The following is a 12,769-nucleotide window of genomic DNA, read 5'->3' on the forward strand; positions in this document are numbered from 1 at the left end:
GGCCACGCCCACGCCCACGCCGACCCCCACCCCGAGCACGCCGGCGACCTGCGTGACGGCGAGCAACTACGCGCACGTCGCCGCGGGCCGGGCGTACCAGTCGGGTGGCTACGCCTACGCGAACGGCTCCAACCAGCGGATGGGTCTCTACAACACCTTCTACACCAGCGCCCTGAAGCAGACCGGCCCCAACTACTGGGTGATCGGCTGCTGACCCCCACCCGCACCCCCCGGTGATCAAGAGGTTTGCGTCAGAATCCGCCCCCGGATGACGCAAACCTCTTGATCGACTGGGTGTGGGTCAGGCGGTCAGGGCTGCGTGGAGGGCTTGCGGGAGGGATCGGTGGTGGTAGGGGTAGTTGGCCTTTGTCAGGACGGCGGGGTGGACTCTCGTGCTGGTCAGGGCCTCGTGGGCGAAGCCGCCCAGCGCCACCTTCAGGGCCAGGGCGGGAATCGGGATGATCGCCGGTCGGTGCAGCTGGCGGGCCAGTTCCCGGGTGAACTCGGCGTTGGTCACCGGATGCGGCCCCACCACGTTGACCGGACCGGCGATCTCGTCGTGGGCCAGCAGGAAGAGGACCGCGTCCAGCCAGTCGGCCATCGAGATCCACGGCAGCCACTGCCGGCCACTGCCCAGCCGGCCGGCGATGCCCATTTTGAACGGCAGCAACTGCGGCTTGAGCAGCCCGCCGTCGCGGTGCAGGGGCAGGCCGGTGCGCAGTCGCACGACGCGTACGCCGGCGTCCTCGGCCGGTCGGGTCGCGGCCTCCCACACCCGGCAGACGTCGGCCAGGAAACCCTCGCCGGCGGGCGCGTCCTCCTCGACGACCCGGTCGCCCGTGTTGCCGTACCAGCCGACGGCCGACGAGTTGAGCAGGGCTCGGGGACGGTCGGCGGTCGGCAGCCCGGCGATGGTCGTCGCGAGAGTGCTGCTGCTGTCCACCCGGCTGGTGCGGATCAACCGCCGGTAGTCGTCGTTCCAGCGCTTGTCGCCGACGCCGGCTCCGGCCAGGTTGACCACCGCGTCCGCCCCGGCGACCGCAGCCGGGTCGAGATGGCCGGCCGCCGGGTCCCACTGCCGCTCCCGCGGGTCGCGAGCCGGCCGGCGCACCAACCGGGTGACCTCGTGCCCGTCGGCGGCGAGCCGGTCGCCCAGCTGGGTGCCGAGAAAGCCGGACGCGCCGGCCAGAAGGATCCGCATGCCCTTATCTTCGTCGAAAACGTCACCTTCGGACGCGCCCCGGCCCCACTCCTCGCCGATCTTGCACTTTGGGTCGTCGTTCTGCCCGGCAAGGTCCGTTCCGCCGGGACAGCAAGTGCAAGATCGGCGAGGTGGGGGTGGGGGTCAGACCCCCGCGACGGGGCGTAGGTCGGTGAGGAGGCGTTCCACCTCGGCGTACGCGTCAGGGCTCAGCGGGCCGAGCGCCAGCGTCGCGAGGTTCTCCTCGGCCTGGGCCACCGTGCGCAGGCCGGGGATCGGCACCGTACGAGGGCTGCGGGCCAGCAGCCAGCCGAGCGCGCCCTGCGCGAGGGTCCGCCCGTCGGCCGTGAGCGCCGCGCGTACCTGCTCGACGCGGGCCGCCCAGCGGGGCGTCGGCCGGCCGTCGGTGAACCAGTGCAGCCACTCGGGTGCGCGCCCACGGACGTCGTCCGCGCCGAGCGCCCGGGTCGAGCCGGTGAGCAGCCCCATCGCCAGCGGCCCCCGGTTGAGGCTGGCCAGGTCGTGCCTGTCGCAGACGGCCAGCACCGTCGCGTTGTCGCTGAGCACCGACTCGTCGTGCTGGATGGCGACGCAGCGCGCCCCGGCCGCCGCGAACGCCTCGGCCGAGGCCGGGTTGTCGGTGCTCCAGCCGTACGCCCGGATCTTGCCCTGGTCGACCAGGTCCTCCAGGGTGCCGACCAGCTCGAGCGCGGCGGGCACCGGCAGGTCGTTGATGTGCAACTGGTACAGGTCGACGTGGTCGGTGCCGAGGCGGCGCAGGGAGTCCTCCAGGCTGCGGACCGCGAAGGCGCAGCTGGCGTCGGTGCCCAGCGCCCGTCGGGTCGCCTCGTCGCTGACGTTGCCGAACTTGGTGGCGATCACCGCGCTGTCGCGGCGGCCGGCCAGTGCCCGGCCGAGGATCCGTTCGCTGTGCCCGGCGCCGTAGTTGCTGGCGGTGTCGAACAGGGTCACCCCGAGATCGAGGGCCCGGTGGATGGTGCGGATCGACTCGTCGTCGTCCACCTCGCCCCAGCCGAACGGCTGCCCGTCGTCACCCCAGAGAGGGCCACCGATCGCCCAGCAGCCCATCCCGATCGCGCTCACCTCGATGCCGCTGCGTCCCAGCGTCCGTGTCATGGTCATGCGACCCAGCCTCCAACCTGGAGTGCGCTCCAGGTCAAGGGCTACCATCGGCGGACATGACCGGTTACGCCCCCGCGGAGGCCGCTCGGCGCAGCGGCTTCAGTCTGGACACCCTGCGGTACTACGAGAAGATCGGCCTGCTCGCCGACGTGGAGCGCACGGCGGGCGGGCAGCGGGTCTTCACCGACGACGACCTCGGATGGCTGGTGCTGTTCCGCTGCCTGCGGGACACCGGGATGCCGATCGCCCAGATGCGCCGCTACGCGCAGCTGGCCCGCGAGGGCGAGCACACCGTGGACGAGCGCCGGGAGCTGCTGCGACGGCATGCCGAGCAGGTGGAGGAGCAGATGCGGCTGCTCCAGCGCCAGTACGACCACCTGCGGGAGAAGATCCGCTTCTACGAGCGCCTGCCGGGCCGGTGACCGTCAGTCGGCGGGCCGGGGCGGCGCGGTCAGGCCGAGCAGTTCCTCTGCCGTCCCGGGTTGGCCGCTGAGGGCGTTCAGGGCGGTCACGAGCCGCTTCTCCTCGTACCGGAAGTGGGACTCCAGCAGCGCGGCCAACCCGTCCAGCTCGGCGCGTACCTGGGCCGCCGGCATGGACGTGTCGGTGCCCAGCAGCGCCTCGACCCGGTGCAGGATCCCCGCCACCACCTCGTGGTCGGTGATCAGGTTCGCGATGACCGGGCGCAGCTCGGGGACCTGGTCGGCCAACAGGCGGAACGCGCCGTCGTCCTCGCCGGTGTGGTGCCGGCCGAGCGCGGCGCAGAAGCTCAGGCAGTGTGCGCGCAGATCCCGCGACCGGCCGGCGCCGTCGGGGTCGTCGAGGCTCTCCCGCAGGCGGGCCAGCTCCGCGCCGAGCCAGAGGTGGATTTCGATCATCTGGTTGCCGACGGCGGCGAGCCGGTCGGCTGGTGAACTCTTCGGGTGCACGTTCGTCCGATGCTGTCCCCGCGCCTCCATGCCCACGGCGGCCTTCGTGCCAGGTGCACCGCGACGCTGTGCCGGAGCCTACCCCGACGGGTCACGGCGTGGTGGGCTCGTCCGGCTCCCGGAGGCCGTGCCAGCGGGCCCGCCACGCGGCCTCGTGCGCCTCGTGGCTGGTCCGCTCCTGGAAGACAGCGGCGCGCAGCGCGTGCCGGGACTTCGACATCACCAGCACCTCCACCGCCACCAGCGCGACGCAGATCACCGTCGCCAGGATGAGCGCCCCCAGCGCGGGCAGGTGTTGGCCGATCGGCAGGGCCGCGGTCAACACCACGATGACGCCCACCCGGGTCCAGGAGAGGGTGTGCAGGGTACGGAGCTGGAACAGGATGTTGACGGCGTAGTAGCAGATCAGCCCGCCGAAGAGCATCGGTACGGCCGGCCCCTCGACCTTCTCGGCGATTCCACCGGCCGGGTCGGTGATCTTGTGCAGGATCTCCTCGTTGCCGATGGAGAAGAGGATGATCCCGGCGATCAACGGCAGGTAGAGGTACGCGTACGCGTCGCGGGCCATCGCCACCCGGGGGGCGCCCTCCGCCGCGTGCAGGGCGATCCGGGCGGCCGGGCCGACGAAGTCGAAGTGCGCCCACCAGAGGGCGGCGGTGACCACGATGCTGAGCGTGGCGGCCGCCACCGCCGGCCAGGTCGCCGGCTTGCCGAGCAGGTTGCCGCCCACGCCCGTGGAGATGACTGACTCGCCCAGCGCGATGATCAGGATGAGGTCGTAGCGTTCGGTCCAGTGCTCGGCGCTGGTCACCCCCCAGCCCCAGGTGCCGACGATGAAGCCGGTGGCGAACTGGACCACCACCACCGCGATCCACAGGCCGTCCCGGATCATCGCGGCCTGGTCCGGGTCGGTGATCTGCGGCGGGATCAGCGCGGCGGCGAGCAGCAGGACGATGCTGGCGGCCAGCTCGGGGGCGAACCGGCGCAGTTGCCGACGCTCCTGCGGGCTGTCCCGCACGACATGCTGATAGAGGACCCAGTGGATGCCGCGGACCACCACGTAGCTGATGGCCACCAGCATCGGGCCGGCGGCGCTGCCCTTCGGGTCGCTGAACGCCTGCGGCAGCGCCAGCGCGAACGCGAACAGGGCGGCCATCGCCACCACCATGAGCACCGGGACGTAACCCTCGCCGAGCCGTACCCGGGTGGCGACCAGGCTGTGCACCACCCAGCACCACCAGAGCACGGCCAGCACCAGGGCTGCGTGCAGCAACTGTCGGCCGGAGACGTTCGCGGCGGTGGCCCGGGTGATGATGAAGAACGAGAAGACGAACACCAGGTCGAAGAAGACCTCGAACTTGTCCACCCGCGCGCCGGGGGCGATCGGGACGGCCGGGCCCAGTTGCCCACCCCGCCGGTAGCCGCCCACGGTCTCACTCTGGCAGCGTCCGGCCTGGCCGGAGGGCGGAACGGGCTCAGTCCGTCCGGCGGTGCCGCAGGCCGTCCATGAGCAGGTCGAGCATCCAGGCGCGCAGCGCCTGATCGGGTGGCAACCGGTCGAGCAGGTCCGGTGCGGGCGTCGCAGAGCTTGCCCAGCTCGTCGCGGTAGGTCGCCTCGACCAGGGCCTCGCGGGTGGGGAAGTGGCGGTAGAGGGTGCCGATGCCCACGCCGGCCTGCCGGGCGATGGCGTCGAGCGTTACCTCCGGGCCGGGGCGGGAACACGCCTGGACCGCGGCTTCCGCCCTCCCCGAACAAGGATGGATCATGACGACGAGCAACCCGATCACCACCCCGTTCGCCCATCACTCCACCGCCACGGACGTGGTCCAGGGCGTGGACCTCGTCGGGCGACGGGTGGTCGTCACCGGCGGATCGTCCGGCATCGGCGTGGAGACCGCCCGTGCCCTCGCCAGCGCCGGCGCCGAGGTCACCCTGGCCGTGCGCAACCCCGACGCCGGCCAGAAGGCCGCAGACGACATCACCTCCACCACCGGCAACGACCGCATCCTGGTGGCCCCGCTCGACCTCGCCGACCAGGGCTCGGTCGCCGACTTCGTGGCCAACTGGGACGGCCCGCTGCACATCCTGGTCAACAACGCCGGGATCATGGCCGCGCCGCTGAGCCGCACCCCGCAGGGCTGGGAGATGCAGTTCGCCACCAACCACCTCGGGCACTTCGCGCTCGCCACCGGGCTGCGCCCGGCGCTCGCCGCGGCCGGCGGGGCCCGCATCGTCTCGGTCAGCTCCGCCGCCCACCTGCGCTCCCCGGTGGTCTTCGAGGACATCCAGTACGACCGCCGGGAGTACGACCCCTGGCAGGCGTACGGGCAGTCGAAGACGGCGAACGTGCTGTTCGCCGTGGAGGCGACCCGCCGCTGGGCCGACGACGGCATCTTCACCAACTCGTTGATGCCGGGCGCGATCCGGACCAACCTCCAGCGCTACGTCAGCGACGAGGAACTGGACCGGATCCGCGCGGGCAACGCGGCCGCCTGGAAGACCGTCGAGCAGGGCGCCGCCACCTCAGTGCTGGCCGCCGCGTCGCCGCTGCTGGACGGTGTCGGCGGGCGCTACTTCGAGGACTGCCAGCAGGCCGCCCCGGCCCAGCCCGGCGGGCGCACGGGAGTCGCCGAGTACGCGCTGGACCCGCAGGCCGCCCAACGCCTCTGGGAGGTCTCCGAGACCCTGCTCAAGGGCTGAGGCCCACAGCCGAAAAGGGCGCCCCGGTCGACGACCGGGGCGCCCTTTTCGGCTGTGGCGCGGGATCAGGCCAGGCCCAGCTCCGACTCGAAGTTGCCGGCCTCCAGCCGTTCCTTGACCGCGGTCAGGAAGCGCGCCGCGTCGGCGCCGTCGATCAGGCGGTGGTCGTAGGACATGGCCAGGTAGACCATCGACCGGACCGCGATGACCTCGCCCAACTCCGGGTCGTTCACCACGACCGGACGCTTCACCACGGCACCCGTACCGAGCATCGCCGACTGCGGCGACGGCACGATAGGAGTGTCGAACAGAGCGCCCCGGCTGCCCGTGTTGGTGAGCGTGAAGGTCGCCCCGGCCAGCTCGTCCGGGCTGACCTTGTTGGTCCGGGTCCGCTCGGCCAGGTCCGCGACCCGCTTGGCGATACCGCCCAGGTTGAGGTCGCCGGCGTTGTGGATGACCGGCGTCAGCAGGCCCCGCTCGGTGTCCACCGCGATGCCGAGGTGCTCCGCCTCCGGGTAGGTGATCGTTCCACCTTCAAGGTCCATCCGGGCGTTGACGATCGGGTACGCCTGGAGCGCCTCGACGGCGGCGAGGGCGAAGAACGGCAGGAAGGACAGCTTCACGCCGTGCCGCTGCACGAAGGAGTCCTTCGCCTGTGCCCGCAGCTTGGCGACCCGGGTGACGTCCACCTCGACCACCGTGGTGAGCTGCGCCATCTCGTGCAGCGACTCGTGCAACCGCTTGGCGATGGCCTTGCGGATCCGGGGAAGCTTCTCCGTGGTGCCCCGCTTGCCGCTCGGCTGCGGCTTCGCGGCCGGCTTGGTCGCGGCCGGCGCGGTGGCGGCCGGCTGTGCGGCCGGCGCCGGCGCGGCCTGGGCGGCCTTCGCCTTCTCGGCCGCGTCGAGGACGTCCTGCTTGCGGATCCGGCCACCCACACCGGTGCCGTTGAGCGTGGACAGGTCGACGCCGTGCTCGCTGGCCAGCTTGCGCACCAGCGGAGTCACGTAGCCGGCGGCCTCCTCGCCGCCACCCTGGGCCGGCGCGGACGGGCGCTGCGGCGCCGTGGTCGGCCCGGACGGCTGCGCCGCCCGCTCGGCCTTCGCCGGCTGCGCCGACGTCTCCGCCTCCGCGGCCGGCTCGTTGTACGACATGCCCGGCGTGGGCTCCTCGACCTTCGGCTCCGGCTCCGGCTCCGGCTTCGGCTCGGCCTTCGGCGCCGGCGCGGCCTCCGCCTTCGGCTCGGGCTTCGGCTCGGGCTTGGCCTGAGCGGGGGCCACACCGGCGACGCCGATGATCGCCAGGTCGGCGCCGACCGCGGCGGTCTCGTCCTCGGCGACCCTGATCTCCAGCACGGTGCCGGCGACCGGCGACGGGATCTCCGTGTCCACCTTGTCGGTGGAGACCTCCAGCAGCGGCTCGTCCACCTCGATGGTCTCGCCGACCTGCTTGAGCCAGCGGGTGACCGTACCCTCGGTGACGCTCTCACCCAGGGCCGGCATCTTCACCGGGGTGCCCTCACCCGACGGCGCGGCGGCCGGAGCCGGCGCCTCGGCCGGCGCCTCGGCCTGGGCCACCTCGTCGGCGGTGCCCTCGGCGGCGGCCGTCGGCTCGGCGGCCGGCTCGACGTTCTCGGCCGGGGCCTGCTCCTGCGGGGCGGCCTCGCCACCGCCGGTCGACTCGCCCTCACCGGAGATGACAGCCAGCTCGCTGCCGACCTCGGCGGTCTCGTCCTCACCGACCACGATCCGGCTCAGCACGCCGGCAGCGGGGGACGGGATCTCGGTGTCGACCTTGTCGGTCGAGACCTCGAGCAGGGGCTCGTCGACCTCGACCGTGTCGCCCTCCTGCTTGAGCCAGCGCGTGACGGTGCCCTCGGTGACGCTCTCGCCGAGCCGGGGCATGGTGACCGATACCGGCATGTTCTCCAGACTCCTTCATTCCCCTGGGGGATCTTCGCCCGTCGCCGGACGCCGCGGTTTGGGTGATCAGGCGTGCGCGTGCAGCGGCTTGCCGGCGAGGGCCAGGTGCGCCTCGCCCAGGGCCTCGTTCTGGGTCGGGTGGGCGTGCACGAGCTGGGCGACCTCGGCCGGGTAGGCCTCCCAGTTGTAGATGAGCTGCGCCTCACCGATCAGCTCACCCACCCGGGCGCCGACCATGTGCACGCCGACCACCGGGCCGTCGGCCACGCGGACCAGCTTCACGAAGCCGGTGGTCTTGAGGATCTGGCTCTTGCCGTTGCCACCGAGCGGGTAGTTGTACGACTGGACCTTGTCGGCGCCGTACTGCTCCTTGGCCTTCGCCTCGGTCAGACCCACCGACGCCAGCTCCGGGTCGCAGTAGGTGACCCGCGGGATGCCGACCTCGTCGATCACGGCCGGGGTCTGCCCGGCGATCTCCTCGGCGACGAAGATGCCCTGCTGGAAGCCCCGGTGCGCGAGCTGGAGGCCGGGCACGATGTCGCCGACCGCGTAGACGTTCGGCACGCTGGTGCGCAGCCGCTCGTCGGTCAGCACGTAGCCGCGGTCCATCTTGACGCCCTGCTCCTCGTACCCGAGGTTGGCGGTGTTCGGGCCGCGACCCACGGCGACCAGCAGCAGCTCCGCCTCGACGGTCTCGCCACCGGAGATGGTCAGCTTGACGCCGTTCTCGGTCTTCTCGACCTTCTCGAACGGCTTGCCGACCTTGAAGTTGATCTTCCGCTTGCGGAACGCCCGCTCCAGCGCCTTGGACGACTCCTCGTCCTCGGCGGCGACCAGCCGGGGCAGCGCCTCGACGATCGTCACGTCGGCGCCGAAGGACTTCCACACGCTTGCGAACTCGACGCCGATCACGCCGCCACCGAGCACGATCACCGACGAGGGGACCCGGTCCAGGGTCAGAGCGTGGTCGCTCGTGATGATCCGCTCACCGTCGACCTCCAGGCCGGGCAGGCTCTTCGCGTACGAGCCGGAGGCCAGGACGATGTTGCGGCCGGTGTAGCGCTTGCCGTCCACCTCGACAACGTTCTTGCCGACCAGCTTGCCGGCACCGGCCACGAAGGTGATGTTCTTCGAACCGCCCACCAGGCCCTGCAGGCCCTTGTACAGGCGGGAGATCACACCGTCCTTGTACGAGTTGACCCCGGCCATGTCGACGCCGACCAGCTCGGCCTTCACACCGAACTGCTCGGACTCGCGGGTCTGGTCGGCGACCTCGGCCGCGTGCAGCAGCGCCTTGGTCGGGATGCAGCCGTTGTGCAGGCAGGTCCCGCCGAGCTTGCCCTTCTCGATCAGCGCGACCTTCAGGTCCAGCTGGGCGGCGCGCAGCGCCGCCGCGTAGCCGCCGCTGCCACCTCCGAGGATGACGATGTCGAAGGTCGCTTCGTTCGGCTCGCTCACGTCCAACTCCCAGGTCGCGTCGCTGCATCGGGGGTCACTACGGGTAACACGGACACACCCCACCTCGGTCATCTTGTCACCACCGGGCACAGGGTGCGTACCGAGGTGCCCAACGACACGTCATCGACACGTACCCTTGGCACCGTTGTCGATGACGCGAGACGGGGGAGACGTCCGGTGGGGTTGTTCCGGCGCCGCAAGCAGGCGCGTGTGCCGAGCCACGACCGCGCGGCCGACCGAGGCGATCTGGCCCATCTGGAGAACTTCATCCGGAGTCGCCGCGGCGTCGAGGCGTTCATCGAGCCGCGGACGACCGTGACGGAGACCACGGTCATCCTGATCGCCGACGACGGCGAGTGGACTCGCCGGCGGATCGACGGCCCCGACGGCGCCCGGCGCTTCGCGTACCGGATGGGCATCCCCGTGTACGACGTCCGACTGATGGGTTACCCGCAGCGGATGCGCGACTTCAACGAGCGCCGCAAGCGCCGCCCCGAGCGGTACTGAGATGTGCCGAAGGGCCACCCGCCAACGCAGGTGGCCCTTCCCGGAAATCCGTCAGCCGTTGGCGGCGACGTCCTCGACGAGCTGCACCAGGGTACGGACCGGAACGCCGGTGCCACCCTTGGTCCAGTAGCCGACCGGCTCACCGGAGTGGTAGCCCGGCCCGGCGATGTCGATGTGCGCCCAGGCCACGTCGTCGGTGACGAACTCGCGCAGGAACACGCCGCCCTGCAGCATGTGACCGGCCCGGTCCATCCCGGCGTTGACCTGCGAGATGTCCGCCACGTCCGAGTCCATGCCCTTGCGGACGTCGTCGGGCAGCGGCATCGGCCACGCCGGCTCGCCGACGGCGTCGCCGACCACCCGGACCCGCTCGCACAGCTCCGGGGTGCCCATCACGCCGGCCATCCGATTGCCCAGCGCGATCACCTGACCGCCGGTCAACGTGGAGGTCTCGAACAGGTAGTCGGTGCCGTCGGAGCAGGCGCGGGCGATCGCGTCGGCCAGGACCATCCGGCCCTCGGCGTCGGTGTTGAGCACCTCCACCTTCTTGCCGTTGTACATGCTGATCACGTCACCCGGCCGGTAGCTGGTGCCCGACGGCATGTTCTCCGCCATCGGCAGGTACCCGCTGACCGCCACCGACGGCTTGAGCGCCGCGATCGCCAGCATGGCCGCGCCCACCGCGGCGGCGCCCGCCATGTCGGACTTCATCTCCCACATGCCCTGCGCCGGCTTGATCGAGATGCCGCCGGTGTCGAAGGTGATGCCCTTGCCGACCAGCGCGACCCGCTTGCCGTTGCCGCCGCCCTGCGGCGTGTAGGTGAGCTTCACCAGCCGGGGCGGCGCCTCCGAGCCCTGCCCGACGGCGATGATGCCGCCGTACCCGCCGGCGGCCAGCGCCGCCTCGTCGAGCACCTCGACCTCCAGGCCCGCCTCGCGGGCCGCGCCGGCCACGGCGTCGGCGAACGACGGCGGACGCAGCTCGTTCGGCGCGGTGTTCACCCAGTCCCGGCTGAGCCGGACCGCGCCGGCCACCGCCTGCGCCCGGGTGATCTCCGCCTGGGCGCCCGCGTCGGCGGCGTCCGGCACCGCGATGACCACCTCGGCCACCGGCTCGCGCCGGGCCGGCTGCGGCCGGGTCTTGTAGCCGGCGAACCGGTACCCGCCCAGCAGGGCGCCCTCGGCGACCGCGCGCAGCGCGGCCGGGGCGTCCGCGTCGTCGGGCAGCGGCATGGCCAGCGCCACCTTCGGCGCGCCCGCCAGGGCCCGGACGGCCGAGCCGGCGGCACGACGCAGCGTCTCCGGCGCCGGGGCGGCGCCCGACGGCTCCGGGCCGAGCCCGACGGCGACGACAAGCGGGGCGGTGACCGTGCCCAACGTGGCCAGCTTGATCACCTCGCCGGGGCCACCGGTCGCGCCGAGCAGCGCCAGCGTCTCGGTCAGCTTGCCGTCGAACGCGGCGGCGATGCTCTCCGCGCCGCTGGCGAGCAGCAGGGTGCCGGCGAGGCCGCTGGTGGCGCCCTGCTCTCCGGTCTGGCTGTGCACGCCGATCACGATCGCGTCGACGGCGAGCTCCGCGGGGTCGGTGTCGACCAGGCTCAGGGTGGTGGTGCGGGGCGATGTCACTGAAGCTACTCCGGGCGGGCCGGGCCGGTCGCGGCGTCGCGTACCGGCGGTGAAGGTCTCCGGCGGAACCTACCCGCCGGACGTCAGGGTTGTCCCGCCGATCGTGCCGGCAGGGGTCCCGCCGATGCTAACCAGCCACGTTGCCCCCGGTAAGTTGCCACCCATGACCGACGTGACCTCCGACGCCGCCGCGACCCGGCTGCGCCGTTCCCCGCTGCACGAGCGGCACACCTCCGCCGGCGCCAAGTTCGCCCCCTTCGGGGGCTGGGAGATGCCGCTGGAGTACGCCGGCGGCGGGGTGCTCAAGGAGCACACCTCGGTGCGTACGGCGGTGGGGGTCTTCGACGTCTCGCACCTGGGCAAGGCCCGGGTGAGTGGCCCCGGCGCGGCCGACTTCGTCAACGCCTGTCTCAGCAACGACCTGGGCCGGATCGGGCCCGGCCGGGCGCAGTACACGCTCTGCTGCGACGACGCCACCGGCGGGGTGGTGGACGACATCATCGCCTACCTGCACGCCGACGACCACGTCTTCCTCATCCCGAACGCCGCGAACACCGCCGAGGTGGTGCGCCGGCTGCGCGCCGCCGCGCCGGAGTCGGTCACCGTCACCGACGAGCACGAGGCGTACGCGGTGCTGGCCGTGCAGGGCCCCCGCTCGGGTGAGCTGCTCGCCGCCCTCGGCCTGCCCACCGAGCACGGCTACATGAGCTTCTCGGCGGCGACCCTGGCCGGGGTGGAGCTGACCGTCTGCCGCACCGGCTACACCGGCGAACTGGGCTACGAGCTGGTCGTCCCGGCGGAGCACGGGGTGGCCGTCTGGGACGCGCTCTTCGCCGCCGGCGAGGCGTTCGGGCTGCGCGCCTGCGGGTTGGCGGCCCGGGACACGCTGCGCACCGAGATGGGTTACCCGCTGCACGGGCAGGACCTGTCGCTGGACATCACCCCGGTGCAGGCCCGCTCCGGCTGGGCGGTGGGCTGGGACAAGCCGGCCTTCTGGGGCCGGGACGCGCTGCTCGCCGAGAAGGCCGCCGGCCCCCGGCGTACGCTGCGCGGCCTGGTGGCCGTCGACCGCGCCATCCCGCGCCCGGGAATGACCCTGCACGTGGGCGACACCCAGGTCGGTGTGGTGACCAGCGGCACCTTCAGCCCGACGAGGAAGCAGGGCATCGCCCTGGCCCTGCTGAACACGGACGCCAACCTGACCGACGGCGACGAGGTGCAGGTCGACATCCGAGGCCGCCAAGCCCCCCTGCGCCTCCAGAAACCCCCCTTCGTAACCCCCTCA

At 72.2% G+C, this 12,769-nt stretch carries 11 protein-coding genes and 2 pseudogenes; 5 read left to right on the forward strand and 8 right to left on the reverse strand.

Annotation, left to right across the window (positions count from 1 at the left end; translation table 11 throughout):
* A pseudogene (locus tag FHG89_RS10550) lies at nt 1–214 on the forward strand (extracellular catalytic domain type 1 short-chain-length polyhydroxyalkanoate depolymerase); the annotation flags it as partial.
* Nucleotides 215–301: 87 nt separating this feature from the next.
* On the opposite strand, the gene FHG89_RS10555 reads toward FHG89_RS10550, so the two are convergent.
* Both FHG89_RS10555 and FHG89_RS10560 read right to left on the reverse strand, forming a co-directional pair.
* Nucleotides 302–1,201 carry a TIGR01777 family oxidoreductase gene (locus FHG89_RS10555; RefSeq protein WP_139584197.1) on the reverse strand — a complete coding sequence of 300 codons (900 nt, stop codon included), beginning with the start codon at nt 1,199–1,201 and terminating at the stop codon, nt 302–304.
* Nucleotides 1,202–1,345: 144 nt separating this feature from the next.
* Nucleotides 1,346–2,344 (reverse strand): aldo/keto reductase, encoded by a 999-nt coding sequence (locus FHG89_RS10560; protein ID WP_139584198.1) that lies wholly within the window; start codon nt 2,342–2,344, stop codon nt 1,346–1,348.
* A gap of 56 nt (nt 2,345–2,400) precedes the next feature.
* On the opposite strand from FHG89_RS10560, the gene FHG89_RS10565 reads away from it, so the two are divergent.
* The gene (locus tag FHG89_RS10565) at nt 2,401–2,766 is read left to right on the forward strand and encodes a MerR family transcriptional regulator (RefSeq protein WP_139584199.1); all 366 of its coding nucleotides are present in this window, start codon (nt 2,401–2,403) and stop codon (nt 2,764–2,766) included.
* Nucleotides 2,767–2,769: 3 nt separating this feature from the next.
* Here the strand turns inward: FHG89_RS10565 and FHG89_RS10570 are convergent, their stop codons facing one another.
* From FHG89_RS10570 to FHG89_RS33645, 3 genes and pseudogenes are all read right to left on the reverse strand, one after another.
* The gene (locus tag FHG89_RS10570; protein WP_139584207.1) at nt 2,770–3,303 is read right to left on the reverse strand and encodes a hemerythrin domain-containing protein; all 534 of its coding nucleotides are present in this window, start codon (nt 3,301–3,303) and stop codon (nt 2,770–2,772) included.
* Between the two features lie 61 nt (nt 3,304–3,364).
* Nucleotides 3,365–4,702, reverse strand: coding sequence for a low temperature requirement protein A (locus FHG89_RS10575; RefSeq protein ID WP_139584200.1), 1,338 nt, complete (start codon nt 4,700–4,702; stop codon nt 3,365–3,367).
* Nucleotides 4,703–4,944: 242 nt separating this feature from the next.
* Nucleotides 4,945–5,040 (reverse strand): annotated as a pseudogene (locus FHG89_RS33645) (hypothetical protein); the annotation flags it as partial.
* On the opposite strand from FHG89_RS33645, the gene FHG89_RS10585 reads away from it, so the two are divergent.
* Complete coding sequence (locus tag FHG89_RS10585) at nt 5,039–5,974, forward strand: SDR family NAD(P)-dependent oxidoreductase (RefSeq protein WP_139584201.1); 936 nt, start codon at nt 5,039–5,041, stop codon at nt 5,972–5,974. The pseudogene FHG89_RS33645 and the gene FHG89_RS10585 overlap by 2 nt on opposite strands.
* Before the next feature lie 65 nt (nt 5,975–6,039).
* Here the strand turns inward: FHG89_RS10585 and sucB are convergent, their stop codons facing one another.
* Together sucB and lpdA are read right to left on the reverse strand one after the other, a co-directional pair.
* Nucleotides 6,040–7,893, reverse strand: a complete 1,854-nt coding sequence (gene sucB / locus FHG89_RS10590; RefSeq protein ID WP_139584202.1) for a 2-oxoglutarate dehydrogenase, E2 component, dihydrolipoamide succinyltransferase — start codon at nt 7,891–7,893, stop codon at nt 6,040–6,042.
* A 66-nt stretch (nt 7,894–7,959) separates the two neighbouring features.
* Entirely contained in the window at nt 7,960–9,351 is a 1,392-nt protein-coding gene (gene lpdA, locus FHG89_RS10595; RefSeq protein WP_139584203.1) for a dihydrolipoyl dehydrogenase, read from the reverse strand.
* Nucleotides 9,352–9,528: 177 nt separating this feature from the next.
* On the opposite strand from lpdA, the gene FHG89_RS10600 reads away from it, so the two are divergent.
* The gene (locus FHG89_RS10600; protein ID WP_139584204.1) at nt 9,529–9,858 is read left to right on the forward strand and encodes a hypothetical protein; all 330 of its coding nucleotides are present in this window, start codon (nt 9,529–9,531) and stop codon (nt 9,856–9,858) included.
* Between the two features lie 51 nt (nt 9,859–9,909).
* Here the strand turns inward: FHG89_RS10600 and FHG89_RS10605 are convergent, their stop codons facing one another.
* On the reverse strand, nt 9,910–11,484 hold the full coding sequence (locus FHG89_RS10605) for a leucyl aminopeptidase (protein ID WP_139584205.1): 1,575 nt from the start codon (nt 11,482–11,484) through the stop codon (nt 9,910–9,912).
* A gap of 163 nt (nt 11,485–11,647) precedes the next feature.
* Between FHG89_RS10605 and gcvT the strand changes: the two genes are divergently transcribed.
* On the forward strand, nt 11,648–12,769 hold a 1,122-nt coding region (gcvT, locus tag FHG89_RS10610), incomplete at its 3' end, for a glycine cleavage system aminomethyltransferase GcvT (RefSeq protein ID WP_139584206.1).

This window comes from Micromonospora orduensis (assembly GCF_006228125.1).
Lineage (GTDB): Bacteria > Actinomycetota > Actinomycetes > Mycobacteriales > Micromonosporaceae > Micromonospora > Micromonospora orduensis.